At 65.4% G+C, this 26,276-nt stretch carries 24 protein-coding genes; 9 read left to right on the top strand and 15 right to left on the bottom strand.

The genetic code is table 11. The features are described 5' to 3' along the window. Window positions 1-585 carry a DUF6318 family protein gene (locus tag ACFV4R_RS13565; RefSeq protein WP_377203015.1) on the bottom strand — a complete coding sequence of 195 codons (585 nt, stop codon included), beginning with the start codon at window positions 583-585 and terminating at the stop codon, window positions 1-3. A 297-nt stretch (window positions 586-882) separates the two neighbouring features. Further along, window positions 883-2,610 carry a cytosine permease gene (locus ACFV4R_RS13560; RefSeq protein WP_268158988.1) on the bottom strand — a complete coding sequence of 576 codons (1,728 nt, stop codon included), beginning with the start codon at window positions 2,608-2,610 and terminating at the stop codon, window positions 883-885. A gap of 215 nt (window positions 2,611-2,825) precedes the next feature. Between ACFV4R_RS13560 and bioB the strand changes: the two genes are divergently transcribed. From bioB to ACFV4R_RS13535, 5 genes are all read left to right on the top strand, one after another. Next, entirely contained in the window at window positions 2,826-3,839 is a 1,014-nt protein-coding gene (bioB, locus tag ACFV4R_RS13555) for a biotin synthase BioB (protein ID WP_377202947.1), read from the top strand. Beyond that, window positions 3,836-4,147, top strand: a complete 312-nt coding sequence (locus ACFV4R_RS13550) for a hypothetical protein (protein WP_377202946.1) — start codon at window positions 3,836-3,838, stop codon at window positions 4,145-4,147. Before bioB ends, ACFV4R_RS13550 begins: the two co-directional genes overlap by 4 nt. A gap of 54 nt (window positions 4,148-4,201) precedes the next feature. Continuing rightward, window positions 4,202-4,636 carry a pyridoxamine 5'-phosphate oxidase family protein gene (locus ACFV4R_RS13545; RefSeq protein ID WP_377202945.1) on the top strand — a complete coding sequence of 145 codons (435 nt, stop codon included), beginning with the start codon at window positions 4,202-4,204 and terminating at the stop codon, window positions 4,634-4,636. Between the two features lie 19 nt (window positions 4,637-4,655). After that, window positions 4,656-5,090 (top strand): very short patch repair endonuclease, encoded by a 435-nt coding sequence (locus ACFV4R_RS13540; protein ID WP_377202944.1) that lies wholly within the window; start codon window positions 4,656-4,658, stop codon window positions 5,088-5,090. Window positions 5,091-5,305: 215 nt separating this feature from the next. Beyond that, complete coding sequence (locus ACFV4R_RS13535; RefSeq protein WP_377202943.1) at window positions 5,306-5,716, top strand: Hpt domain-containing protein; 411 nt, start codon at window positions 5,306-5,308, stop codon at window positions 5,714-5,716. Here ACFV4R_RS13535 and ACFV4R_RS13530 read toward each other — a convergent pair. Further along, window positions 5,689-6,453, bottom strand: coding sequence for a response regulator transcription factor (locus ACFV4R_RS13530; protein ID WP_377202942.1), 765 nt, complete (start codon window positions 6,451-6,453; stop codon window positions 5,689-5,691). The two genes, ACFV4R_RS13535 and ACFV4R_RS13530, sit on opposite strands and share 28 nt — an antisense overlap. Window positions 6,454-6,547: 94 nt before the next feature. Between ACFV4R_RS13530 and ACFV4R_RS13525 the strand changes: the two genes are divergently transcribed. Continuing rightward, on the top strand, window positions 6,548-8,203 hold the full coding sequence (locus tag ACFV4R_RS13525; protein WP_377202941.1) for a sensor histidine kinase: 1,656 nt from the start codon (window positions 6,548-6,550) through the stop codon (window positions 8,201-8,203). Here ACFV4R_RS13525 and ACFV4R_RS13520 read toward each other — a convergent pair. The 10 genes from ACFV4R_RS13520 to speB all read right to left on the bottom strand — a co-directional run bounded on the left by ACFV4R_RS13520 (window position 8,200) and on the right by speB (window position 22,233). Beyond that, on the bottom strand, window positions 8,200-9,399 hold the full coding sequence (locus ACFV4R_RS13520; protein ID WP_377203014.1) for a restriction endonuclease: 1,200 nt from the start codon (window positions 9,397-9,399) through the stop codon (window positions 8,200-8,202). The genes ACFV4R_RS13525 and ACFV4R_RS13520 overlap by 4 nt on opposite strands. A gap of 73 nt (window positions 9,400-9,472) precedes the next feature. After that, window positions 9,473-11,704, bottom strand: coding sequence for an McrB family protein (locus ACFV4R_RS13515; RefSeq protein ID WP_377202940.1), 2,232 nt, complete (start codon window positions 11,702-11,704; stop codon window positions 9,473-9,475). Between the two features lie 109 nt (window positions 11,705-11,813). Then, a complete protein-coding gene (locus ACFV4R_RS13510; protein WP_015936192.1) occupies window positions 11,814-12,071 on the bottom strand; it encodes a membrane protein in 258 nt (85 codons plus the stop codon). 64 nt (window positions 12,072-12,135) lie between these two features. Next, window positions 12,136-12,552, bottom strand: coding sequence for an acyl-CoA thioesterase (locus ACFV4R_RS13505; RefSeq protein WP_377202939.1), 417 nt, complete (start codon window positions 12,550-12,552; stop codon window positions 12,136-12,138). Window positions 12,553-12,599: 47 nt separating this feature from the next. After that, window positions 12,600-14,678: an ABC transporter ATP-binding protein gene (locus ACFV4R_RS13500; protein WP_377202938.1), complete on the bottom strand. Its 2,079-nt coding sequence runs from the start codon at window positions 14,676-14,678 to the stop codon at window positions 12,600-12,602. Then, complete coding sequence (locus ACFV4R_RS13495) at window positions 14,675-16,408, bottom strand: ABC transporter ATP-binding protein (protein WP_377202937.1); 1,734 nt, start codon at window positions 16,406-16,408, stop codon at window positions 14,675-14,677. Before ACFV4R_RS13495 ends, ACFV4R_RS13500 begins: the two co-directional genes overlap by 4 nt. 183 nt (window positions 16,409-16,591) lie before the next feature. Continuing rightward, on the bottom strand, window positions 16,592-18,805 hold the full coding sequence (locus ACFV4R_RS13490; RefSeq protein ID WP_377202936.1) for an MDR family MFS transporter: 2,214 nt from the start codon (window positions 18,803-18,805) through the stop codon (window positions 16,592-16,594). Then, entirely contained in the window at window positions 18,798-19,295 is a 498-nt protein-coding gene (locus ACFV4R_RS13485; RefSeq protein WP_377202935.1) for a MarR family winged helix-turn-helix transcriptional regulator, read from the bottom strand. The genes ACFV4R_RS13490 and ACFV4R_RS13485 overlap by 8 nt, the downstream gene beginning before the upstream one ends. A gap of 166 nt (window positions 19,296-19,461) precedes the next feature. Continuing rightward, a complete protein-coding gene (locus ACFV4R_RS13480) occupies window positions 19,462-21,162 on the bottom strand; it encodes a thiamine pyrophosphate-binding protein (protein WP_377202934.1) in 1,701 nt (566 codons plus the stop codon). Window positions 21,163-21,168: 6 nt separating this feature from the next. Then, window positions 21,169-22,233: an agmatinase gene (gene speB, locus ACFV4R_RS13475; RefSeq protein ID WP_261619369.1), complete on the bottom strand. Its 1,065-nt coding sequence runs from the start codon at window positions 22,231-22,233 to the stop codon at window positions 21,169-21,171. A 204-nt stretch (window positions 22,234-22,437) separates the two neighbouring features. Here speB and ACFV4R_RS13470 point away from each other — a divergent pair, with 204 nt between their 5' ends. Further along, the gene (locus tag ACFV4R_RS13470) at window positions 22,438-22,728 is read left to right on the top strand and encodes a hypothetical protein (RefSeq protein WP_377202933.1); all 291 of its coding nucleotides are present in this window, start codon (window positions 22,438-22,440) and stop codon (window positions 22,726-22,728) included. Window positions 22,729-22,841: 113 nt separating this feature from the next. Next, complete coding sequence (locus ACFV4R_RS13465) at window positions 22,842-23,177, top strand: endonuclease domain-containing protein (RefSeq protein WP_377202932.1); 336 nt, start codon at window positions 22,842-22,844, stop codon at window positions 23,175-23,177. A 123-nt stretch (window positions 23,178-23,300) separates the two neighbouring features. On the opposite strand, the gene ACFV4R_RS13460 is transcribed toward ACFV4R_RS13465, so the two are convergent. Then, window positions 23,301-23,876: a helix-turn-helix domain-containing protein gene (locus ACFV4R_RS13460; protein ID WP_045731969.1), complete on the bottom strand. Its 576-nt coding sequence runs from the start codon at window positions 23,874-23,876 to the stop codon at window positions 23,301-23,303. A 263-nt stretch (window positions 23,877-24,139) separates the two neighbouring features. Between ACFV4R_RS13460 and ACFV4R_RS13455 the strand changes: the two genes are divergently transcribed. Then, a complete protein-coding gene (locus tag ACFV4R_RS13455) occupies window positions 24,140-25,666 on the top strand; it encodes a sodium:solute symporter (RefSeq protein WP_377202931.1) in 1,527 nt (508 codons plus the stop codon). Between the two features lie 128 nt (window positions 25,667-25,794). Here the strand turns inward: ACFV4R_RS13455 and ACFV4R_RS13450 are convergent, their stop codons facing one another. Then, entirely contained in the window at window positions 25,795-26,019 is a 225-nt protein-coding gene (locus tag ACFV4R_RS13450; protein ID WP_314215390.1) for a hypothetical protein, read from the bottom strand. Window positions 26,020-26,276: the final 257 nt, after the last annotated feature.

The following is a 26,276-nucleotide window of genomic DNA, read 5'->3' as shown; positions in this document are numbered from 1 at the left end:
TCAACCAACAATGCTTCCGAGTTCACTGGCAACCCACGACCCGTCTTTGTAGTCCAACATCAGGAGGTTACCCTGATCCGGCGCCTGAGGATCCGTTCGAGCAACTGACCCGTCCGCACGCATGTAGGACAAAGGTTCTTGATGAACTTGTACAGCGACTTGATACCGGCCGTCTTGGGCCTTCGCGAAAGTCGTGTTCGCGACTGGCGTCGTCAGTTTGCCACCAACCAGCCAACGACCTTCCGAATGCCAGTTCTTGATGACTTCCTTTACCTTCAGACAGGTGGTGCAACCTAGCGGCTCCACTTGTTCGAACATGTCGACATTGCCGGTTTCGTATGCGTAGCTGAGCACACTAAACCAGTACTTCGTAAAAGCCTCTGCACCCTCCTTCGTCTCGGTCTTCGCCACTTCCGGCAGCACCGGGACGGGGACGTTTTGGGCGGGCCCGGATGCGTCGGCGGGCTTGTAGACGGCACTGGGAGTGGGAGTAGGCGTGGGCGTAACGCTGGGAGACGCCGACGGGGAAGGCGTCGCCGACCCAGGGCCGGGATCCGCAGGCGCTCCCCCGGAGCAGCCAGCCATCAGAAGCACTCCGGCAACCGCAAGAACAGCCGCACCGGACCGAGGGCCAAAGGACGTACGAACGTTGCGTGAGGTCATGGGCCGCTATTCCCCCAGTAGTTTCAAGACGGCTTGCTCCGGACAGTGATTCAAGGGTAGCCCAGGTCACATCTCTGCGATAAGAGTTATCCACAGGCATCCGACTCCGGTTCTACCACCCCGTCAGGCTGCGCGGAAGTCACACGGAAAAAGCCGGTGCCCCAGGCACCGGCTTCCCCCCAACTGCTTACAACCCCAAACCACGGGGCTCCAGGACGGCTACTTCTGCGCCGGAAGCACCAACTCCCCTGTCTTGTCCGTGGACAAGGCGAGCGAGGAAACATACTGCGGGCCGCCGTCGGGCGCGTCCTGCGCCGAACGCACCATGTCCGGCCGCTCAAACTCCAGCCCCGTTACGTGGCAGGTGAGTTTCGCGTCGCTGGGGTTGCCGTCGGCATCGAACATGGGCAGGTCAATGCCGTCGTCGGTCCGGCGGAGGTAGTACCGGCCGCGGGTCAGGACCGCGAGCGCCGGCGGCAGCACCAGCGCCAGGCCGACAGCGAAGATGGGCGAATACGGCTGGATGCCGGACCCAAAAGCCCCGAAGAACACAGCGATGGAAACGCCCGCGGACACCAGCATCGACACAAACCCCACCGGGTTCACGGCGTAGAGCATGCCGCGGCGGAACTCGGGCACCTTCGGGGAGATCTTGAGCAGGTACTTGTTGATGGCGATATCGGAGGCAACCGTGACCACCCAGGCCATGGCGCAGTTGGCGTAGAAGCCGAGGATGGTGTTGAGGAAGTCGAACATGTTGGCTTCCATCAGGACCAGGGCGATGAGCAGGTTGACCACCACGAACACCATCCGGCCCGGGTAGGTCTTGGTGATGCGGGTAAAGCTGTTGGTCCACGCCAGCGAGCCCGAGTAGGCGTTGGTGACGTTGATTTTGATCTGCGAAATGACCACCAGCACCACGGCCAGGGTCATCGCCAGCCAGGCCGGCATCATCTCCTGGTACACGCCCAGGAACTGGTGCACGGGCTCGTTCGCGGTGGCAGACGCCGCGGGGTCCAGCGTGGCGATGAGGTAGATGGCGATGAAGAGGCCCACGATCTGCTTAATGGCGCCAAAGATCACCCAGCCTGGACCAGCCAGGATGACTGCCCGCCACCAGGCGCCGCGGTTGGCGTCGGTGCGCGGCGGCATGAACCGGAGGTAGTCGATCTGCTCGGCGATCTGCGCCATCAGCGACAGGCACACGCCGGCCGCCAGCATCACGGAGGCCAGGTTCGGGCCGCCGTCGCCGGACTCCCCGGTGTACGCAAAGAAGCTGTCGATGCTCTCCGGGTGCGAAACCAGCAGGTACCCCACGGGAACCACCATGAGGAGCAGCCACAGCGGGGTGGTCCACACCTGCAGCTTGGCGAGGGTGTTCATCCCGTAGATCACCAGCGGGATGATGATCACGGTGGACGCCGCGTACCCCAGCCACTGCGGAATCCCGAGGCCCAGCTCCAGCCCCTGGGCCATGATGGAGCCCTCCAGCGCGAAGAAGATGAACGTGAACGTGGCAAAGATGACGTTGGTGACCACGGATCCGTAGTACCCGAAGCCCGAGCCGCGGGTGATCAGGTCCAGGTCGATGTTGTAGCGGGCCGCGTAATAGGCCAGCGGGAAGCCGGTGGCGAAGATGATCACCGCTGCCACCAGGATGCCGAAAATCGCGTTCACCGTGCCATAGGAAATCCCGATGTTCGCGCCAATGGAGAAGTCCGCCAGGTAGGCTATGCCGCCCAAGGCACTGGTGGCCACCACTCCCGCGCTCCACTTGCGGTACGAGCGCGGGGCGAACCGCAGCGTATAGTCCTCCAGGCTCTCCTTGGTGGCGTTCAGCGCTGCAGCGTTTCCCGCGGTTGGAGTCGCCGTGGATCCGCCGACGACGGCGGCGCCGGGCGGTGCGGCAGGCTCCAGCAGTTGCGTGGATTCTGAGTCGTGGCTCATGGGCGTGCGTCGCTTTCGTTCGGAGTTCGAGGTCTGCGAGAGACGCTATCCAGCCGAAAAGACAGTCCCATCACGTTCCTGTTTCCGCGGTGTAAAGCCTTGACCACTTCAGTCAACAAAGGGCGGGCAGGCTACTTGTTGCCACCCCACAAAAACGGTCGGCACCACCCGAACTAGCGTCGGCAGGGTACGTTCCGCAAGACAAAGGACCATCCATGACTCCCACCGTCCACAATTGGCCCATCCTCGAGACAGCCCGCGCCCAGGTGCTGGAGCAGGGCGTGGGCCTCACCGAAAGCCAGCTGGTGGAGGTCCTCACCCTCCCGGACGAAGCACTCCCCCAGGCTTTGGAGCTGGCGCACCAGGTCCGGCTCCGGCATTGCGGCGAAGACGTGGAAGTTGAAGGCATCGTCTCCATCAAGACCGGCGGCTGCCCCGAAGACTGCCACTTCTGCAGCCAGTCCGGGCTCTTCGACAGCCCCGTCCGCGGCGTCTGGCTGGACATCCCCGAACTGGTCAAAGCCGCCAAGGAAACTGCGGCCACCGGCGCTACGGAGTTCTGCATTGTGGCCGCCGTGCGCGGGCCGGACATCAAGCTGATGAACCAGGTCAAGTTCGCCATTGACCGGATCAACGAGGAAGTGGACATCAACATCGCCTGTTCCCTGGGCATGCTCACCCAACGGCAGGTGGACCAGCTCGCCGGCTGGGGCGTCCACCGCTACAACCACAACCTCGAAACCGCCCGCAGTTTCTTCCCGGAGGTGGTCACCACGCACACCTATGAGGAACGGCTCGAGACCTGCGCCATGGTGAAGGCTGCCGGCATGGAACTGTGCTGCGGCGCGCTGCTCGGAATGGGCGAATCACTCCACCAGCGGGCTGAACTCGCCGCCCAGCTGGCGGCATTGGAGCCTCACGAAGTGCCACTGAACTTCCTCAACCCCCGGCCGGGAACGCCGCTCGAAAACCAGGGCGTCATGGACGGCAAGGACGCCCTCCGGGCCATCGCCGCGTTCCGTCTCGCCATGCCCCGAACGGTCCTGCGCTACGCCGGCGGACGCGAGCTCACGCTGGGCGATCTGGGCACCCGCGAAGGGCTCCTGGGCGGCATCAACGCCGTCATCGTGGGCAACTACCTGACCACCCTGGGCCGCCCCGCCACCGCCGACCTCAACCTCCTGGTGGACCTCAACATGCCCATCAGGGAACTGCAGAAGACCCTGTGAGCCCGATCCCGGCCGAAGCGAACGCCGATGCTGCGGCCGTGTACTGCAGCCACTGCGGCGGGCCCCGCGAAGACGACGCCCGCGAAGGTGGCCCGGGCGATGGCACCCACCCATCAAAGGACACGGACGACGGCGGGACCGCGCCGCCGTCGTCCGCCCACCTGCGGTGCGCGTCCAGGCTCCACCTGGAACCGCCGCGGTTCTGCAGCCATTGCGCGCGCCGCTTGAAGGTCCAGGTCACACCGCTGGGCTGGTGGGCTGCCTGCTCACGGCATGGCGTCACCACCCACCCCGCCATGGAATCGTGAAAAATGCAGCCACAGCCCCTAGCGATTTTCTACAAGCCGTAGAAGAATGGCTGCATGATGTTTGAACACGCAGATGGGCAACCCGTTCTCGAACTCACCGACGAGCAGTCCTGGGAACTCCTCGAGGGAACCAAGCACGGCAGGCTGGTGGTTTCCGTTGCGGGTGAACCGGACATTTTCCCGGTCAACTACGTCACGGCGGACCGAAAGATTTACCTGAGGACCGCCCCGGGCAACAAGCTGGCACAACTGACCATCAACTCCAAGGTGCTCTTCGAAACGGACGGCATCCTCTCGGACCAGGCGTGGTCTGTGGTCCTCCGCGGCAGTGCACGCGTGCTGAGCAACTCGGCGGAGCTGGAAACGGTCGAGGCGTTGGGGCTGAAGACCTGGGTTCCTACGCTCAAGGACTTCTACGTGGAGATCGAACCCAGCTCCGTCAGCGGGCGGCACTTCAACTTCGGTGAGCAGCCCGAACGGGAAATCTAGGCGCTCCTAGACTGGAAGCATGGCGGACAGGCTCACTCCCGAGCAACGCAGCTGGAACATGTCCCGCATCCGGGGCAAGAACACCAAGCCCGAGCTCCTGGTGCGCAGGCTCCTGCACACGAAGGGCTACCGTTACCGGCTCCATGGCGCCGCAGGCGGGGGCAAGCTTCCAGGCAACCCGGACCTCGTATTCGCCGGCCGCCACAAAGTCATCTTCGTCAACGGCTGTTTCTGGCACTTCCACGACTGCCGGGTCGGCCAGCACGCGCCCAAGGCCAACGCGGGCTTCTGGGCCGATAAGCGCACCCGCACCAGGGAACGCGACGCCGGGCAGCGCCGCCAGCTTGAGGACGCCGGCTGGGAAGTCCTCACCATCTGGGAGTGCGAACTCAAGGACACCCCTGCGCTCGAATCGCAACTGGTGAAGTTCCTTGAAACCCGGCAGCAGGCGTGAATCACGCCGTCCGGGTGACGTTGCCCCGTGGCGGCATGGGCGCGCAAAGCACTCGCTCAAGTATTGGGTGTGGAGGCCGCAGTGTCATCAAGAAACCCACAATTATTCCCCGAAACGGTGCCGCCCCCGGGCCCCGGTCCTAACCTGAAACTGCACGCCCGCCCCACCCAGATAATGCGCTGCCGGACTGAGAAACGTCAGCTGGAAGGAACCCCGTGAGCTCCTCCGATGACGCCCCCCTGCCGCTGGTGGACCAGTCAGTGCTGGACCGTCTCCGTGGAGAACTCGAAGAAGACGCGGGCTACTGCAAAGTGTTCGTTGGGAACTTCATCGAGTGCCTGCCCCAGCGGCTCAGCAAGCTCCGGCTGGCCCTGACCACGGGCGACCTGGACGGCTCCGTGGACGCTGTCCTGAGCCTGAAGACCTCCAGCCAGATGGTGGGCGCCGAGCGGCTGGCGGGGCTGGCCACGAATCTCGAAAGCGAAATCCGCACCGGGGCACGCGCGGCGGACGCCGCCGTCGTACTTCCCCACCTGGCCGCCGCTTTCCTGCGGAACATCACCCAATGCAGCCGCCAGACCACGCACCGCCTGCAGGCTCAGTGCGCGATGGGCGCCAGCCTGTAACCAACGCCGCGGACGGTCTGCAGCCAGCGCGGCTGCTGCGGCGAGTCGCCCAGCTTCTTGCGCAGGTTGCCCATGTGAACCTCGACGGACCGTTCGTCCGCCTCGCTGATGTAACTCCCGACGTCGTAATCCTCGTCCCGCAGCCGGCGCACCAGGTCCGACTTGGTCCGGACAGTCCGCCCGGCTTCCAGGAGTGCGTGCAGGAGTTCGAACTCCGTACGGGTCAGGTTCATTTCCGTGCCGTCCACCAGCACGGTCCGGGAAGCGTAGCTGAGCTCGAGCCCGTTGTGGCTGTAGTTACCCCGCTCCGGGTGGCCGCCGGCCTCCGCCGGAATCTCGCCGGGTGCGTCTGCGGGTTCGGAAGCGGAACGCGGACGCCGCATCATGGCCGCCACCCGGGCACGGAGTTCGCGCGGCCGGAAGGGCTTGGTGAGGTAGTCATCCGCACCGGACTCAAGGCCGATCAGGGTGTCCAGCTCTTCCGTGCGGGCCGTGAGCATCACGATATAGGCATCGGAAAATTCGCGGATCTGCCGGGAAACCTCAAAACCGTCGATGTCCGGCAAGCCCAAATCCAGGGTGATGACATCAGGGCTGATGGTTTTGGCCACCAGGACACCTTCTGCGCCACTGCTGGCTACTGTTACATCAAATCCGGCTTGGGTCAGCACCGTGCGAACCAGTTCCCGGATGTCGTGGTCATCCTCGATGACAAGTCCCACACGTGCATCACTCATAGCGCCCCCTCAGCAGCCAACGTCAGAAGTATAGCTGGCTGCGGATATCCTGCTGGTATGGTCTCGCACGCGCCCGCCCGAATGTTCAAGCTCAATGGCTAACCCGGCGGCATGGTCGTCCGGAGGGCTGCGCTTCTTCCGGCGCCAGTTCCACGAGTACAGGCTGCGGGACCGTGTGGCCATGAGCCAGATGCCGCTGTTCATCACCACGCTGCTGACCATGTTCCTGGTGTGGGCCTTCTTCCCCGGAACAATGGGCAATCCACTGTTCGTATCCTTCGTGATTTCGCAGATGGTCCTGATGGGCCTGTGCTACGTCATCCCGTGGGAGCGGCTGCCGTATACGAGTTTCCTGGTCATCCCGCTGCTGGATTTTGTGTCCATTGCTGTGGGTCGCGAAGGCGGGCAGGACAGCTTGACGGGCATCAGTCTGTTGGCCGTCTTCCCCGTGATCTGGCTGTGCGCCTCCGGGTACTATCCCAAGACTGCCCTCTGGCTGTCCTTCCTGGCGCCGCTGGCCATCATCTGGGTTCCGCTGCTCTTGAAGGGGAACGTCACGGCCCAGGACCTCACCCGGTCCCTGCTGCTGCCGGTCATGATGCTCGGCATCGGGATCTCGGTCAGCGTCCTTACGCTCAGCATGATGCGCCAGCAACGCGAACTCGAGGACAAGGACGCCCAACTCCAGGCCAATCTCCGCACCAGCCAGCGGCAGGAGGCCCTGCTGAACACCGTCCTGGATACCGTCCACCTGGGCGTGCTGGCAGTGGATGCCGACGGCCACGATGTCCTGATGAACAAGAAGCAGCGGGCCAATCACCTGCTGGCCAGCCCCAAGGACAACCCGGACCCCAACGAGTCCCAGCTGCTGGTGTTCGGTCAGGACAGGAAGACCCTCATCCCGGTCCAGGACCGCCCCGTCCGCCGCGCCGTGCTGGGCGAAACCTTCACCGACTACCTGGTATGGCTGGGCGACGGCAGGGAGCAGCGCGCCTTCGTCACCACGGCAAGGGCCATGAAGGACAGCGACGGGAAGTTCTCCGGCTCGGTTATTGCGTTCAGTGACGTCACGGACCTGGTGAACGCACTGGCTGCGAAGGACGACTTCGTCTCCAGCGTTTCCCACGAGTTCCGCACACCGCTGACGTCCATCCTCGGTTATGTCGAAATCCTGCTGGCTGACGAACCGGACGAATCACAGCAGGAGATGCTCGAAATCATCCGGCGGAACTCCGAGCGCCTGCTGACCCTGGTATCGGACCTGCTCTCCAGCCGGAACGGTCAGCTCATCGTCACCCCGCACACGGTGGACGTCGCAGAGCTGGTGCGGACCAGCGTGTCCTCCGCCATGCCGAGGGCCACGGCGTCCGGCGTGGTGCTGGCAGCCGAGACCCCGGATCAGCTCGAGGCCCATGTGGACGGGGCCAGGATCTCCCAGGTCCTGGACAACCTGGTATCCAACGCCATCAAATACTCCCCCGACGGCGGCAACGTCCTGGTCAGCCTGGCCCGGGAGGACGGCCACCTCGAATGCCGTGTGACGGACACCGGCATGGGGATGACCCCCGAGGACGCCTCCGAAGTCTTCGCCAAGTTCTTCCGCACCAGTAACGTCCGGCGGACTGCCATCCCGGGCGTGGGGCTGGGGCTGCCCATCAGCAAGGCCATCGTCGAAGCCCACGGCGGGACCATCAGCGTGGACAGCACCCTGGGCCAGGGCACCACCTTCATGTTCCGGGTGCCGGTCTAAGGCTCGCCGGCGCGCGCCTGCCGGACAACTTCGCCCCAGGACTGCCGGGCCAGGTCCTGCACGGCGGCCAGGATCTCAGTGGGCGGCAGGGAGAGGTCCAACGGGAACTCCACGATGTCGATGTCCGTGTTCAGGATCCGGCGGAGCTTGATGTCACCGGATCCGGCGTAGACCAGCCACGCTGTTGGCACCGCCAGCGCTGTGCAGTGTGCCAGCATCTGGAAGTGGTCTGCGGTGAGGGAAGCGCCGGAGTCTGTGGCGGCCTTGTACTTGGCGTTGTAGGCCACCACGGGACGGCCACCGAGCATGTGCACGGCGTCCGGCTGCACGGTGAGGCGGTCGGAGTCGCGTACCGCTTCGCTCAACAGCGCGTTGTACCGGAGCCGCAGTTCCCCGGGGTAGGCGGCCATTGCCTCCCGCAGGGCTGTGCCCACGAAGTCCTCGAAAACCCTGGCCATGTCCACTACGAACGCGGCCGTCTGCTGCCGCCCCGGCCCCGCCTCTGCCGACGCGTTCCGGAGGATGAGCTCGGCCAGCCGCAGCACCGGGTGGTACCGGAGGTTCATCCTGCTGGGCTTCCACGGCGGCAGCGGCGCGCCCGACGGGAGCCGGGTGACGCCGTCGAGCTTTCCCTTGAGCAGGCGCAGCCGGCTGAGCACCTCGGGGCGGACCCTCGGCACCTGGCCCATGCGTTCCAAAGCTGCCCGAAGGATTCGGTTCTCGGCAATGTCCTCGGTGAATTCGTCGTAGGAGACCTCCAGCGGAACCAGCATGCCCGGCCGGCGGGAAATCTGGTCCGAGATGCGGATGCGTCCCTTGACCGTGCGGAGGGATTCGTCCACGGTGAGGTAGCCCTGCAGGACGCCGCGCCCCAGGGCCCGTTCGGCCAGCTGCGCCAGGGACTCGGCCAGGGCGCTCCACAGCTCCCGCTCCTCGAAGGCAGCCACCGAGTCCGGCCGGAAGCCCTGCTCCCCCGCGTAACTCAGGAGGAACAACAACCGGCCAAGGCCCAGCCTGTCCTTGGGCCTGACGTCCAACTGGACCGACGAAGTGCGCACCGAGCCCACCTTGCCCACCGGCTCAATCCGGTACAGCCCCATCCCCATGGGCGAAGCCTTGGCCAATCCGCTCGAATTCAGGAACGAAGCACTGGCAGGATCCAGCCGCTCCACGATTCCGCGGGACAGCTCGTCCAGCACCAGGTGCCGCGCGGCGCCTCCGGGGCCGCGCGCGCCTGCGTTGCCTTCCGGGGTGAAGGCCCTGGCCGGGTCAGCGGAGCGCAAGGCGTCCCAGCAGTTGCTCCAGCCCGAACCGTTCCTCCAGCTGCGCGCGGGTCAACTGGCCGTGATAGTGCTCTTCCAGCAGGGGCATGAGTTCGTACTTCCAGATCCGCTGCAGCCCGGCCGGTGTCTGCGCCGCGGGCTTCATGAAGTAGGACGGGCCGATCATCAGGTCCCGGTCCCATTCGTCGATGGCCCCGTTGAGTGCGTCCAGCAGCAGCGCCGGCGTGGTGTCCAGCCCGCGGGCTTCCAGGAAGCGGAGCAGCGAGCCCTTGACCGGCTCGGTTTGCGGATGCAGCTCGATGAACGAGAAGCGGCGGCGGATGGCGGCATCCATCATGGCGATGGATCGGTCCGCTGTGTTCATGGTGCCGATGATGTACAGGTTGTCCGGCAGCGTGAACGGCTCGTTGGGGCTGTACTGCAGGTAAATCCGGTCGTCGCGGTATTCCAGCAGGAAGTACAGCTCGCCGAACACCTTGGCCAGGTTGGCGCGGTTCATCTCGTCGATGATCAGGAAGTACGGCTTCTTCTCGTTGCCGGGCTTGGCGGCTTCCTCGGCGAGGCGGCGCAGCGGGCCGGCAACCAGTTTGAAGGACACCTGGCCTTCGTCCGTCTTGTCCGGCCGGTACCCCTCGAAGAAGTCCTCGTAGGCATAAGAGGGGTGGAACTGGACCAGTTTGACGCGTTCGTCGGTGGTGTCGTCCGCCAACTCCGCTGCCAGGTGCTTGGCGAGGTAGGTCTTGCCGGTGCCGGGCGGGCCGTACAGGACCAGTTGGCGGTTCTCTTCCAGCAGGTCCGCGATTTCCTGCAGGGGTTCGAGGTCCATGTTCAGGGACTCCGCGAACTCCGGCGTCAGCGGGCGGAAGCCCTCCTGGACAGGTTCCACGACGGCGGCGGCTTCCGTTTCGGCGTCGGGCTCGGTCTCGGCTTCGGCCGGCAGGAGGGCCTGGAGCGCCTGCACCACCCGGGTTGCGTCCACCACGATGCCGGGGGTGGCCAGCTGCCGCTGGACGTGCCGGGGCAGGCTGGTGGTGGCGTGGCCTTCGTCGAACCAGCGCACCTTCCGGCGCAGCCGCCGGTTGTCATCGTTGTACTCGGGTTCGCCCAGCACGCCGCCCAGCCTGACCGTGCCGGCGTGCTGGTACAGGACCAGGTCGCCGGGCTTCATGACGGTGAGGAAGGCGAAGCCGGCGGTCTTGGTGTCCTCGCGCTCCACGTAGCCAAGGTGCTTGTAGTCCTCGTCCACGGCGTGCTGGACCAGCCCGGCGGTGACGCCGGGCTCCAGGAGGCGGAGGTGTTCGACGTCGAGCGTCACCTTTTCCTCGCCCTGCCAGGCGGTGAGCAGCTCGGCGTTGTCGTGGTGGGTCCGGAGCAGCCATGCGCGGCGGCCGGGGTCGCCCACCTTGCGCCACTGGCTCACGAGCTGCCGGGCGTACCAGTCGATGCGCTGGCCGGCCTGCTCATCGAGGTGCAGGCGGATGCGGTGGATGTCGGCGGTGATGTCTTCTTCGGAATCCCCCTTGGCGCCACCCACCAGTGAGGCGAAGGCATCCCGGATTTCCTGCCGCTCCACGTCCGCCACAACGGGTTCAAAGTAGCTGGGCCACGCCAGGAACTCGATGCTGCGGCGGATGGCAGGCTGGTCCCCCGGGGTGCCGGCGGCCAGGGCGTGGAACTTCAGCGGGTCCAGCAGCGCCGCGGTGATGGTGGTGGGCGGTTGCTGGTCCACGTGCTGCACGAACCGGCACAGCCACCGGAGGTGGTCCCAGATGGTCCAGTTGAACTCGGCCGTGCGGTCCCGGATCACGCCGTGGTCCGTCATGCCCTGGTAGAGCTCTTCGGGCAGTTCCAGCGGCGGTTCGAGCCAGGAGGCGGCCTCGGCCACGCGGGCCCGCTTGACCTTGAGCGACTTCACTTCATGCGCCAGCGGCAGGGACTGCAGGAACAAAAGCTCGGCGGCCAGCTGCTTGGCTTCGCGGGAGGCGCCGTCGAGGTTCTGCCGGAGGTTGGTCATCATGGGCGCTTTGGGATCCGGCGTGCCGCGCTCCAGGCGGTCCAGCAGTTCCGCGGCGGCCTCGGAGGTCCAGGTCAGTGTCCGCCCGTCCAGGGCCGATGGTTTGCCCTGCAGCCCCGGGCTCAAAACAAACCATGCCGCGTCCTCGATCTCCTTGGAGATGCCGAGGGCGCGGGTCATGGCAGCAATGGTGGCGGGGGTCATGGATTCAAATTTACAGGGTCTAACTGGACGCCTGCTCAAAGCCGCTTGGCCGCCCGGTTGGGAGCCGTCCGGTGTCCGCCGGACGGCTCCTGGCCGTTAGCCCGGAAATTTACGTGCGCGGAGCGGACCGCTTCCGCCCGAAGATGAAGTACCCCATGGGTCCGACGAAGTTGATGAAGGATGCCGCGCGCCAGGCGCCCTTGGGCCCGTTGATCAGTGCCGCCGGCCGCTTCGATATGTCCCGCTGCGCCGCAACCAGCATTGAGAGCTGGACGATGGCCACGATGATGGTGCCGGCCTTGGAGGACGGCGACATCTCCTTCCAGGTCTTCTTCTTCCTGGCGACGCGGGTCTTGTTCTTGCCCATCTGGCTTCCTTTCGCTGTGGTGTGGTTCCAGTCCAGTGTGCCCTGTGGGGTCCTGTCCAGAGGCTTAGTGCCTGTACGGCGCCAGGCGTTCCTTCTGTTCCGGGGTGAGCCGCTGCACCCGGCCGGTGGCCTCGTCCACGAACGCAAGGTGGCTGCTCGCCCTGACGCAGTCCTCCCCTGTGACGGGATCCTGGACCAGGTAGTGGATGTCGAAGCTGGCGCCTTTCACGGCACCGATCCATACCTGCACCATGGCCGGGACGTTACGGTACTCCAGGGTCCTGACGTAGCGGATCTTGTGGTCCACCACCAGTGCCATGATGCCGTCCGGGACGTCGTTGAACAGCGATACCTGCGGCTCAACGCCGGGCAGGCCCGCTCCCCGGGGCGGTCCGAAGGCACCGATCCGGGCTTCCTCGAGCATGCGGACGATCTGCACGTTGTTGATGTGTCCGTAGGCGTCCATGTCGCCCCAGCGCATGGGAACGGGGACTTCGATCCGCTGCCCGCCGTTCCCGTCGAGCCCGCTCAGCTGTGCACCGCCGTCGAATCGTCCACCGGCACGTCACCGGCGTCGGCCCCGGCGAACTGGGACATGTACAGGCGGTGGTAGGCGCCTTCGGCCGCAAGCAGGACCTTGTGGTTGCCCTGTTCCACAATCTTGCCGTTCTCCATGACCAGGATGGTGTCGGCGTCGCGGATGGTGGAGAGCCGGTGCGCAATCACGAAGCTGGTGCGGTCCGACCGGAGCGCCGCCATGGCCTTCTGCACCAGCAGCTCGGTGCGGGTGTCCACCGAGCTGGTTGCTTCGTCGAGGATCAGCAGTGACGGGTTGGCCACGAATGCCCGGGCAATGGTAATCAGCTGCTTCTCACCGGCACTGACATTGTTGCCTTCCTCGTCGATCACCGTGTTGTAGCCCTCGGGCAGGGCGCGGACAAAACGGTCCACGAACGTGGCCTTGGCGGCTGCCATGACCTGCTCTTCAGTGGCGTCGAGGTTGCCGTAACGGATGTTGTCGTAAATGGACCCGCCGAACAGCCACGCGTCCTGGAGCACCATGCCTACCTTGGAGCGGAGTTCGGACCGGCTGAGGTGCGTCACGTCCACGCCGTCGAGGGTGATGGAACCGGAGTTGAGCTCGTAGAAGCGCATCACCAGGTTCACCAGGGTGGTCTTTCCTGCGCCGGTGGGCCCCACGATGGCCACGGTGTTCCCCGGCTCCGCTGTGAAGGACAGGTTCTCGATGAGCTGCCGGTCCTCGGTGTAGCTGAAGGTGACATCCCGGAATTCCACATGGCCGTCGGTCCTGGCCGGCAGGTGCTCCGTAGCGGTCTCCGGGTCCTGCTCTTCGGCGTCGAGGAACTCGAACACCCGCTCGGCTGAGGCAACACCTGACTGGAGCATGTTGGCCATGCCCGCCATCTGGCCCAGCGGCTGGGTGAATTCGCGGGAGTACTGGATGAACGCCGTGGCGTCGCCGAGCGACATGGAGCCGGAGGCGACGCGCAGGCCGCCCACCACGGCGATGCCCACGTAGCTGAGGTAGGACACGAACTGCATCACCGGGAAGATGATGCCGGAGACGAACTGAGCGCCGAAGCTGGCCTTGTACAGGGCTTCGTTGCGCTCGTCGAACCGCTCGAGCATGTCCGCTTCGCGGCCGAAGACCCGGACGAGGTCGTGGCCGGAAAAGGATTCCTCGATCTGCCCGTTCAGCGTGCCGGTGTTCTTCCACTGCGCCGCGAAGAGCTTCTGGCTCCGCACACCGATGAGGCCCGCGGCGACGCCTGAGAGCGGCAGTGCCACCAGGGCGATCAGGGCCAGCTGCCAGGAGACGATGAACATCATGATCACGATGCCCACCACGGTCAGCAGGGAGTTGATGAGCTGCGCGAAGGCCTGCTGGAGCGCCTGCTGGATGTTGTCGACGTCGTTAGTCACCCTGGACAGCACGTCGCCGCGCTGGCGGGTGTCGAAGTAGTTCAGCGGGAGGCGGTTGAGCTTCTTTTCGGTGTCGTCGCGGAGCTTGCGGATCACCTTCATGACGATGCGGTTCAGGACGTAGCCCTGCAGCCACAGGAAGATGTTGGACACAAAGTACATCAGCAGGACCACGGCGATGAGCATGGTCAGCTTGTTGAAGTCGATGCCGGTGCCGGGCACCAGCTCCATCCGGGAGACCATGTCCGCGAAGTTGTCCTGGCCCTGTTGGCGCAGCCCCTCCACGAACTGGTCCTGGCTCACGCCGGCAGGCAGTTGCTTACCCACCACGCCGCCGAAAATAACGTCCATGGCCTGGCCGAGGATTTTGGGCGCGATAACGTTCAGCACCACGGCCACCACCACCATGGCCACCACCACGCAGATGCCCAGGGTTTCGGGCTTCAGCAGGCCCATCAGCCGCTTGGCCGACGGCCAGAAGTGCTGGGCCTTCTTGGCGGGCATGCCGCCGAACATGTCGCCGTCGGCTTCGGAGGGCGTGAACTCCTCCTCGTAGAAGTCGTCGTCCTCCACCACTGCGGTTTCAGCGGAGCTGCCGGTGCCCTGTTCGGGTGCCCCGGCGTCTTGCCCGGTGTTCGCGGGGTCCTTCTTGCGGGGGCTCATGCCATTTCCTCCACGCTCAGCTGCGATTCAACAATTTCCTGGTAGGTGGGCGAGGTTTCCAGGAGTTCCTCGTGCGTTCCGCGGTCCACGATCCGGCCGTTGTCCAGCACCAGGATCTGGTCTGCCTCGGTGATGGTGGAAACGCGCTGGGCCACGATGATGACCGTCGCGTCAGCAGTTGTGTCCTTGAGTGCCGCACGGAGGCGTGCATCTGTAGCAACGTCCAGCGCCGAGAACGAGTCGTCAAAGAGGTAGACCCGGGGTTTGGTCACCAGGGCCCTGGCGATGCAGAGCCGCTGGCGCTGCCCGCCGGAAACGTTCGTGCCGCCCTGGGAGATCCGGGATTCGAGCGCCTTGGACTTTTCCCGGACGAACGATTCTCCCTGCGCCACCCGCAGCGCTTCCCAGAGTTCCTGGTCCGTGGCATCGGTCTTGCCGAAGCGCAGGTTGTGCTCGATGGTGCCGGAGAAGAGGTAGGGCCGCTGGGGCACGAGGGCCACGCGCTTGGTGATCTCGGCGTGGTCAAGGCTGGTAACCGGAACACCGTCCAGGAGGACTTCGCCTTCCGCGGCGTCGTAGAGCCGCGGCAGCAGCGAGAGGAGGCTGGTCTTGCCGGCGCCGGTGGAACCTATGATGGCGATGGTCTGGCCCGGCCGGGCGGTGAAGCTGATGTTGCTCAACACCGGGGACTCGGCACCAGGGTAGGCGAAGGTGACGTTGCGGTACTCCACTACGCCGCTGAGCTCCGAGGGGGCTACCGGGCGTTCGGGATCGTGAATGGAGGGTTCGACGTCGAGCACCTCGCCGATGCGGTCCGCGCAGACAGAGGCGCGCGGGATCATCATGGCCATGAACGTGCCCATCATGACGGCCACCAGGATCTGGAGCAGGTACTGGAGGAACGCTGTCAGGGCGCCCACCTGCATGTCGCCCGAGTCGACGCGCTGGCCGCCAAACCACAGCACAGCGGCCGTGGACAGGTGCAGGATCATGCTGATGGCGGGGAACATGAGGACGAACAGGGCGCCGATCTTCAGTGAAACGTCGGTGAGCTCCTTGTTGGCTTCGCCGAAACGGCCGGTCTCGTAGGGTTCCCGGACGAACGCCCGGACCACCCTGATGCCGATGATCTGTTCGCGGAGCACCGCGTTGATGCGGTCGATCTTCTTCTGCATCGACCTGAACAACGGCATGAGCCGGACCACCAGGTAGCCCACCACTACGGTCAGCAGCGGCACGGAAACCCAGACCAGCCAGGACAGGTTGATGTCCTCACGCAGTGCCATGATGATGCCGCCGATGCACATGATGGGCGTGGCCACCATGAAGTTCAGGCCCATCAGCACCAGCATCTGCACCTGCTGGACATCGTTGGTGCCGCGCGTGATCAGGGTGGGGGCGCCGAAGGCGTTGACGTCCTTGGCGGAGAAGCTGGTGACCTTCCGGAACACGGCCCGGCGGAGGTCGCGGCCCAGGGCCATGGCAGTCTTTGAGCCGAAGTAGACGCCGGCGATGGCGGCAGCCACTTGGGCAAAGGCCACCAGCAGCATCACGGCACCGGTGCGCCAGATGAAATCGGTGTCTCCCCTGGTGACGCCTTCATCGATGATCCGGGCGTTCAGGCTGGGCAGGTACAGGGCCGCAATGGTGGAAGCGAGCTGGAAGATGATGACGGCGGCGATGTAGGGAGAATACGGTTTGGAGTAGCGCCGTATGAGCGTAAGGAGCATGGTTTCAACTCTAGTGTTGCCCACTGACATTGGAATCCCATTTAGTCCACCTTTTCGATCCGGTTAACGCTGCGGGCACCAGGGGCGGTCCCCACGAAAAAGAGCCGCCGCCCGTACCCGGATTGCGGTCCGGATGCGGGCAGCGGCCCTGTTGTTCACGCGCGGCTGGCCACGCGCAGCGTCTTACTGGTCCCGAGGGGTCCCGGAAGGTGCCGCGGACGACGGGTTGGCGGCACTGTGCTTGCCGCGTCCGGCCAAGTACAGGGCGGCAGCTGCCTGCAGCTTGCGTTCCTTGAGCAGCTTGCGCTGCACCCTGCGGAGTTCAGCGGCCGTCGCTTCCTGCTGGGCGGCGAGGTCCCGCTGGGACCGAAGCTGCTCCTGGATGTCCAGTACCAGTCCGCCCAGTTCGGCCTGCTGCCGGGCCAGCAGGTGCTGGGTGTCCTGCAGCTTCCGAAGCGTATCCGCGGCACTGGCGACGGCGTCGGCCGCCTTTTCGACAGAGCGGGCGGACTGGAGGTCCAACCCTTCGCTGCCGAACGTCCGGGCAAAAGCCTCCTCGAAGTCCTCCGTAGCGACGGACCTGGACGCGGCTGCAGCCGCGGCCCGGCCGCCGTCGTACGTCTTTGCCGGCGCGGCGCCTGCCCCCGGACCTGCGTGGATTCCCACGGGCCCGGCAGCGGGAGCGGTGCTGTGCGCGCTTTCCTCATCGCGGGGAGCGTCAGGGGAAACCATAGGCAGCTGCCCGGTCATGGCGGTCATCCCCGCCTCGCCGGCGGCGTTGGCCTGGAGCGAGGCTTCAGGGGTGATGTCCACGGTCTTGCGCAGCGGCACCTCCTTGATGAAGAGGACGGCGATCAGGGCAACCACGGCAACGACGGCGGAGATCATGAAGATCCCGGCGGTGGCGTCACCGTACGCGGCACGCATGACGTCCGCGATCGGTGCGGGCAGGTCCTTGAGGTCCAGGGTCGCACCGCTGTTTCCGGTGGACTCGATGCCGAGCTTCGCCAGACCGTCCGTGGCCAGGTCCTTGACGTGGTTGGCCATGACGGCGCCCAGTACGGAGACGCCGATGGCGCCGCCGACGGAGCGGAAGAAGGCAACGGATGCACTGGCGGAACCGATGTCCTGGGCGCGGACGGTGTTCTGGACAGCAAGGACCAGGTTCTGCATGAGCATGCCAAGGCCGATGCCGAAGATGCCCGTGTAGATGCCGGTCAGCCAGAGTTCGGTGGTGTGGTCCATGGTTCCGGCCATCGCCAGGCCGCCGATCAGCAGGATGGTGCCGCCAACCAGGAAGCCCTTCCACTTGCCGAAGCGGCTGATCAGCTGGCCCGAAACCACTGAACCGACCAGGTTGCCGGCGATCATGGGCAGGGTGAGCAGGCCGGCCTCGGTGGGCGTGGCGCCGCGGGCCACCTGGTAGTACTGGCCCAGGAAGGTTGAGGAACCGAACATGGCCACGCCAACAGCAACGGACGCCACGATGGCCAGAGCGGTGGTGCGGTCGGAGATGATCTTCAGCGGGATGATGGGTGCGGACACCTTGGACTCAACGAGCACCAGCAGTGCCAGCAGCAGGACGCCGCCGCCCACCATCAGTGCCGACTGCCAGGACCACCAATCGTAGTAGTCGGCCTTGCCGGCGAAGGACACCCAAATCAGGAGCAGGCTGACGCCGGAGGTCAGCAGGATGGCACCAAGCCAGTCGATCTTGGCAGGGCGTTTGACGTGCGGAATCTTCAACGTGATTTGGAGCAGGATCAGGGCGACCACGGCCAGCGGCACGCAGACGAAGAAGGTCCAGCGCCAGCCCAGCGAGCTGTCCACGATAAAGCCGCCCAGCAGCGGGCCGCCAGCGGTACCGACGGCCATGACGGCGCCCATGTAGCCGGAGTACTTGCCGCGTTCGCGGGGCGGGATGATGGAGCCGATGATCGCCTGGGCCAGGGCCGTGAGGCCACCCATAGCGATGCCCTGGATCACGCGGGCGGTGAGCAGGAACGGGATGCTTTCCGAGAACCCTGCCATGACCGAGCCGGCCACGAAGATCACGATGCTCAGCTGGACCAGGACCTTCTTGTCGAAGAGGTCTGCGAGCTTGCCCCAGATGGGGGTGGTGGCCGCGTTGGCCAGCAGTGCCGCCGTGATGACCCAGGCGAAGTCCGTCTGGGTGCCCTTCAGCTCGGACATGATGGTGGGCAGCGCGTTGGCCACAATGGTGCTGCTGAGGATGGCGGTGAAGAAGGCAGCGAGCAGGCCGGTGAGGGCCTCCATGATCTGCCGGTGGTTCATGGGTGCGCCGGGTTCGTGGCGCTTGGATTGCCGTGATTCCTGTTTGGCAGAGCGTTCGCGGTGGCGCTCCTCCAGGTCCGCGGCGGCGGTGACGTTAGCCATTGAGGGACTCCTGCATGGTCTGGTGTTCGGTGGTGGTTCCGGCCGCCCTTGCCCGGATGGAATTCTTCAGTGAGGCTGTCAGCTTGTTGAGCATCGCGGCTGTTGCGATGGCATCCTCTTCGTTCCAGTCGGAGAGGTAGCCCTGCAGCGTCTCGGCCCGGTGCCGGACGAGCTCTGCGAGTTTCTCCTGGCCCCGCGGTGAGAGGGCCAGCAGCTGGGCCCTGCCATCGTCCGGATCTGGAGTCCTGACCACCAGGCCCGCGTCGGCGAGCTCAGCGATGTGCCGGCTGAGCACCGGCGGGCTGACGCCCAGGCGTTCTGCCAGGTGCGCCGCGCGGGTTTCCCCTTCGCCGATGAACTTGAGCACGCCCTGGAGGGCTATGCCGGTGTCCTGGCCTTTGACGTTGATCATGGTGACGCAGCGCAACGCGCGCTGGAGGTCAAAGATATGGCCGACGAGATCGGCGGCGGTGGCCGGTGCGACAGACATGACCCTCCCTAAAGAATTAGTTGCTGCAAGCAACTGTATCAGGAAAAGGTTGCTTAGGGAAACGAATTGTCCCGCCGCCGTCGAACGCCCGCCGTTCTTAAGCGGCAAACGCCCCCGCACCGCTGCCAAGGCAAGGGTGCGGGAGCGTCGCTGCGACGATGCGCTGCTAGTCGCCCAGGTGTGTGGGCCCGAACATTTTCAGGAGCGTTTCAACCACGACGACGTTGGGACCGTCGGTGGCGAAACTTGCCTTGAGCGCGTCCCCCACATCCTCGGGGGCTACCTTGACGGCGGGCACGCCGAACGCTTCGGCGAGCTTGACGAAGTCCGGACGTGCAAGCTCAGTGGCGGTGGCCTTACCGAAGGCGCCCACCATATATTCGCGCAGGATGCCGTAGCCGCCGTCGTCCACGATCAGCCACGTGACAGGGACGTTGTGCTGCTTGGCCGTGGCCAGCTCCGGAATGGAGTACATGGACGAACCGTCGCCGGAAACAGCCAGCACCCGGGCAGAACCGGCGGGCTTACCCACAGTTTCCAGGCCTACGGCAGCCCCGATGGCGGCCGGGAAGCCGTAGCCCAGGCCGCCGGCGCCCTGAGCCGAGTGGAACTGCCCCTCGCGGGAGTCCCAACACGACCAGCCCCAGTAGGAGGCGATGGTCATGTCCCAAAAGGTCTGCATGTCCGCGGGGACGGCCTCGCGGATGTCTGCCATGAACGCCAGTTCCTTGGCGAGGTCCTGGGACTCCAGCCTGGCCTTTACCTTGGCCAGGGATTCCTTCACCAACTCTTCGGCGCTGGAGCCGTGCCAGTCCGCCGCAACTTCGGCCGGTGCCAGCGCTTCGTCCAAGGCTGCGAGCGCCTGGCCGGCGTCGGCCCGGATGCCCAGGCCCGGCCGGTTGGATTCCAGCACGCGGGGTTCGGCGTCGATCTGGATGATCCGGCCGCGGGGTTCGAACGTGAAGTAGTTGGAAGTGACCTCGCCCAGGGACGAACCGATGACCACCAGTACGTCTGCGTCCTCAAGGACGTCGGTCATGTACCGGTCTTCGATCCATGACTGCAGCGACAGTTCGTGGTTCCAGGGAAAGGCGCCGTTGCCGCCCGGGGTGCAGATGACGGGCGCACGGAGTTTCTCGGCAATGGACAGCAGGGACTTCTCCGCCTTGCCGCGGCGGGTGCCGCCGCCGGCGATGATCGCCGGACGCCTGGCCTCCTGGAGCCATTTCACGGCTTCGCGGACCAGTTCGACGCGCGGCGGGTTATCCGCAGCCTCGGCCAGCGCGTCCTCCACCGGCGGGACCATGATGGGATCCAGCAGGACGTTCTGCGGAATCTCGATCCACACCGGGCCCTGGGGCGAGGAGATGGCCTCCGTCCAGGCGTCCTGGATGGCGGACGGGATACCCGAGGCGTGCTGGATCAGCCGCTGGCTCTTGGTGACGTTCGCGGCCGAGGCCTTCTGGTCATCGAGCTGGTGGAGCATGCCCTTGCGCCGGGCACCCAGTCCCTCCAGCGGGATCTGGCTGGCCACCACCACCATGGGCACGCCGGTGGCATAGGCCTCCTGCAGCCCGGCCAGTGAGGTCAGCGCGCCGGGGCCGGTGGACAGGAACAGGACACCCACTTCACCGGTGGCACGGGAATACCCGTCCGCAGCGAAGGCGGAATTGTTCTCTACCCGGGAGGAGACAAACTGCAGGTTTCCGCGGCCCATCGCGTCAAAGAGGCCCAGCGCGTGCTGGCCGGGAATGCCGAAGACGGTCTTCGCACCCAACGCCTCGAGGGTCTCGACCACGAGGTCGCCACCGTTGCGGGCACCGGTCCCCTTGTTCGGGGCTGCAGTCCCTGGATCGAAATCGATCATGGCCGCCTACTCCTTGCCCGCTGCAGCGAACCCTGCCGGCCGGCGGACTTCCTGCCCGAGGGCCTGGTTCGCGTAGCCGGTGGCCGCGCCAAAGCGGTCGCCCGGCACGGCATTGTCCGCCATCAGCGTCACCAGTTCGTAGGCCACGTGGCTTCCGGCGACGCCGGTGATTTCCGCGTGGTCGTAGGCCGGAGCAACTTCCACGACGTCGGCGCCCACCAGGTTCATGCCGCGGAAGCCCCTGATGATCTCGAGTAGTTCGCGGCTGGTGATGCCGCCCGCTTCGGGGGTTCCCGTGCCGGGTGCGTGCGCCGGGTCGAGGACGTCGATGTCCACCGAGATGTAGAGCGGGCGGTTGCCGATCCGGTCGCGGACCTTGGCCACGGTTTCCAGGACGCCCTGGTAGTAGACGTCCGCCGAGGTGACGATGCCGAACCCGAAGCGGTGGTCGTCGTCGAGGTCCTTCTTCCCGTAGAGCGGGCCCCGGGTGCCGATGTGGCTGATGGCCTCGGTGTCGAGGATGCCTTCCTCGACCGCGCGGCGGAACGGGGTGCCGTGCGTGTATTCAGCGCCGAAGTAGGTGTCCCAGGTGTCCAGGTGCGCGTCGAAGTGCAGCATGGCGATCGGACCGCCGGCGCGTTCGGCCGCGGCGCGAAGCAGGGGCAGCGCGATGGTGTGGTCCCCGCCGAGCGTCACCAGCTTGCTGCCGCCGGCGGTGAGGTCCAGGGCGTTCTGCTGGATGGTCTCGATGGCCTCGTTGATGTTGAACGGGTTCACTGCCATGTCGCCCGCGTCGGCCACCTGGACGTTCTCGAAAGGGCTGACATCCCAGGCCGGGTTGTAGGGGCGCAGCAGCCGGCTGGCCTCGCGGACATGGTTGGCCCCGAACCTGGCTCCCGGCCGGTAGGAGACGCCCGAGTCGAAGGGTACGCCCACCAGCGTGACGTCAGCCTTGGCCACCTGGTCCAGCCGCGGAAGGCGCGCAAACGTGGCCGCTCCGGCGTAGCGCGGAATCCGGGATGAGTCGATGGGTCCAAGGTTGCCGTTGGCTTCGATGCGCAGCTCTTCCATGCGGGTTTCTCCTTTGAAGAGTGAGGGGCTGATGTGACTGCCATCATACACCGCGGTTTTCCAATGCGCATCAAGTGTTTACCTTCCGCATGGGCAGCTTTGTGCACTCCAGCCCACTTACCACCTCTGTCTCTACGCTTCGATGACGGAAATCCGCGCCAGCCCGGCACCGAACGGCCACCGGACCGCAGGAACCGGGAGGGAATGCACAGGTACCCGAGCCCCCGGTTGCCCACATACGCCAGCAACCAGGTTCCGCGCGCTCCCGCCACACCTTCCAATAGCCACACGGACATCCACCAGTACCTTCGAAAATCAGGCGGCGTGGCCCGCTCCGGCCAGCTCCGGGACGCCGGGTTCCCTCGCCGGGACCTCTCACGGCTCGCGGAACTGGGGGCCACCCAGCCCCGGCGCGGGATTTTTGTCCTGCCGGAGCATGACAAAGGACTCCTCGCCGCAGTCCTGAATAACGGCCTGCTGAGCTGCGCCAGCTAAGCCGGCATCCGTCGCCATGGCTACCTCGGCGATTAGGCTCCATGGCGTCCCGCGCGAACTGCTGGCATCCCGACTGCAGGCCGACCGCTCCGGCCGCGCGCGCAGAATCCTCAGTGAACTCGACCTCCGCGCAGAATCCATCGTGGAAGTCGATGCCCAGCACCTGCTCCGGGACACACGGAATCGCCTACGACGCCCAGGTCTTCCTGCCGGGAATCGGCCGCGTGGATTTCCTGCTGGGCGGATTCCTGATCGTGGAGATTGACGGCTTCGCCTTCCACTCGAAGCGGGAGGACATGCTTCGGGACAGGACCCGCAACAACCTGTCCGCCGTCCACGGGTATGCCGTCCTCCGCTACATGCCGGAGCATATATGGTTCGGCCCGGGCAGGGTGATCTCGGAAATCACCACAGTCCTGGCGGCAGGGCCGCGCAAGCCGGGCCGGTGATCGTGCACTCCACCCCAGTTACTCCCATGCGGATCCACGGCGACCCACGGAATCCGGGAAGCCGGCGGGCCCGTGACAGGGACGAGCAAAAGTAACTGGGCTGGAATGCCCGCCAAGACACATCTAACGGCTGGCGGCGGGCACCAGTACCCAGAGCACTTCCACCGGCTTGTCGGTGGGGTTGATCCAGGTGTGTGGTTCGCGGCCGGGGAAGGTGACGGTATCCCCCGCACTGAGGTCGTATTCCTCATTGGTAAGGATTAGCCTGATGCTGCCCTTGGTGACGTGCAGGACGTCGACGTCGCAGTCCACGGCGTAAAGCTCGGATTCGCCACGGCCGTGCGGCTCGATGACGGCCTGGATGATCTGGATGCGCCGCTCGGACCGGGCCGTCAGCAGGCGTTCCACGATCCCCTGACCGCCGAGGGAGATCCGCGGGCCTTCATTGCGCTTGGTCAGATGGGTTTCCGGCGCCACAAAAAGGTCACCGATGGAAATGGAAAGGACCTGGCACAGAGTCACCAGCGAAGCCACAGAAGGTGAGGTGAGGTCACGCTCCACCCTGCTAAGGAAGCCCTTGGTCAGCCCGGTGGCGTCCGCCACCTGCTCGATGGTGAGCCGCTGGGACTGCCGCGCCGCGCGAATCCGGGAGCCGATGGCAACCGGAACATTGCTGGGCTCAACTGGCAGTGCCTTCATTCACGAACCTTTCATAGCCGGCAGTCCGGCCCCGCTCTGCAGCAATACTAATGGCCACCACCATGTGTGACGCCTCCATGGCGCGCGGGCCTAAACCATGAACTTTCCCCTTGACTGTTACTGCGGTCACAGCCTAATCTTTGGAAACACCTGTTGCCTATAAGGCAATTATCGGGAGCTTCCTCCCCTTTTTCCATCTTCCGCAGTTCAGTCCGGATCCCCGCCGGGCACATCGGCTGCCAATCAGCTCCAAGGAACCCAACATGGATGCAAGTGTCATCAACATCGCCATCGTGGTGGTGTACCTCGTCGCAATGCTGGCGTTCGGCTGGTGGGGCAAGTCCCGCACCCGCAACAACAGCGACTTCCTGGTGGCAGGCCGCCGCCTGGGACCCTTCCTCTACACGGGCACCATGGCCGCCGTCGTCCTGGGTGGAGCCTCCACCGTGGGCGGCGTCGGCCTGGGCTACAAGTTCGGCATCTCCGGCATGTGGCTGGTGGTCGCCATCGGCGCCGGCGTCCTGCTCCTCAGCCTTGCCTTCGCCGGCACCATCCAGAAGCTGAAGATCTACACCGTCTCCCAAATGCTGTCACTGCGCTACGGCAGCCAGGCTACCCGCACCTCCGGCATCATCATGCTCGCGTACACCCTGATGCTGTGCGCCACGTCCACCGGCGCCTACGCCACTATCTTCGTGGTGCTGTTCGGTTGGGACCGGGCGGTGGCCATCGCGGTTGGCGGCGCCATCGTGCTGGTGTACTCCACCATCGGCGGCATGTGGTCCATCACTCTCGCCGACCAGGTCCAGTTCGTGATCAAGACCGTGGGCATCTTCTTCCTTATGCTGCCCTTCACGCTCAACGCCGCCGGCGGCCTGGATGGCATCCGCAGCCGCGTGGAGGCAAGCTTCTTCCAGATCGACGGCATCGGCGTCGAAACCATCATCACCTACTTCGTTGTCTACACCCTGGGCCTGCTGATCGGCCAGGACATCTGGCAGCGCGTGTTCACCGCCAAGACGCCGCGGGTTGCCCGCTGGGGCGGTGCCACCGCCGGCATCTACTGCATCCTCTACGGCGCCGCCGGCGCCCTCATCGGCCTCGGCGCACGAGTGGCGCTGCCCAGCATCGACGTCGCCACAGAAGGCAAGGACGTTGTCTACGCCGAGGTGGCCCAGAACCTGCTCCCCATCGGCATCGGCGGCCTGGTCCTCGCCGCAGCCGTTGCCGCCATGATGTCCACCGCCTCCGGCGCCCTCATCGCTGCCGCCACCGTGGCCCGCGCCGACGTGCTGCCGTTCGTTGCCGGCTGGTTCGGCAAAACCGTCAACACGGACGATTCCGACAACCCCGAGCACGACGTCAAGGCCAACCGCCTGTGGGTCCTGGGGCTGGGCATCGTGGCAATCCTGATCGCCATCGTCACCAAGGACGTGGTGGCTGCGCTCACCATCGCTTACGACATCCTGGTGGGCGGCCTCCTCGTGGCCATCCTGGGCGGCCTGGTCTGGAAGCGCGGCACCGGCATTGCCGCGGCAGCCTCCATGGCCGTGGGTTCCGTAGTGACACTGGGCACCATGATCATCCTGGAGATCAACGCCGACGAGCCGCTGGCAGGTGTTTTCGCCAACGAACCGATCTACTACGGCCTGATCAGCTCCGCGGTGGTGTACATCGCTGCCTCCCTGCTCACCCGTCCCACCGAGCCGCACGTCATGCGCAACTGGCAGCGGCGTGTGGCAGGTCAGGACTCGCAGGAAGAGTCCGCTGAGCGGATTGCCGCCAACTGACCGGACCCGCAGAAACGGAAAGGTTTCCTGCAGGTAGCAAATCCTGGCAACGCACGACGGCGGCGCCTCCTTTCGCGGACAGCGGGAGGAGGCGCCGCCGTCGTCCGTCCTGCGCCCCTTGGCGCGGCTTATCCGTCTTCACGGACCTCGTCCGGATCGAGCGGGACCACGCGGTCCTCGGCGTCGACCACCACAGGGGCTGCGTGGACCACCGGCTCCTCTTGGTCCAGGAACTCGTCCTCGGTGTCCCAGTCTTCGCCGGCGACCGGTGTGTCTTCGGCGTAGTCATAGGCAGGGTCCGCCTCCACGGCGTCCAGGTGCGGCATGTCCGGGTGCTGTCCGGTGGTGCCCATGATTCAACCTCCGTGTGTTCGCCTGACGTGCTCTTGTGAGTGGCGGCCTGGCCGCGCCGCACTTTCATCTCAACACCGCGGCCAGCCAGGGTCAAGAGTCCAACGGCGGGCTGTGGACAGTGCGCGGAGAGCCTCCCGGGGAACGCTGGGAGCGCCGCCGGATTAAGGCATACCGAAACCCGGAAGCGAGGAATGCCAGCCGAAAAACCGCGGAAATTCGCAGTAGGCTGGCTCTGCAACGGGGCCGAACATCATGT

Source organism: Pseudarthrobacter sp. NPDC059871 (genome assembly GCF_042731175.1).
Classification (GTDB): domain Bacteria; phylum Actinomycetota; class Actinomycetes; order Actinomycetales; family Micrococcaceae; genus Arthrobacter.
The sequence above is the reverse complement of the archived record's forward strand: the minus strand, read 5'-3'. Positions and strand labels throughout refer to the sequence as shown.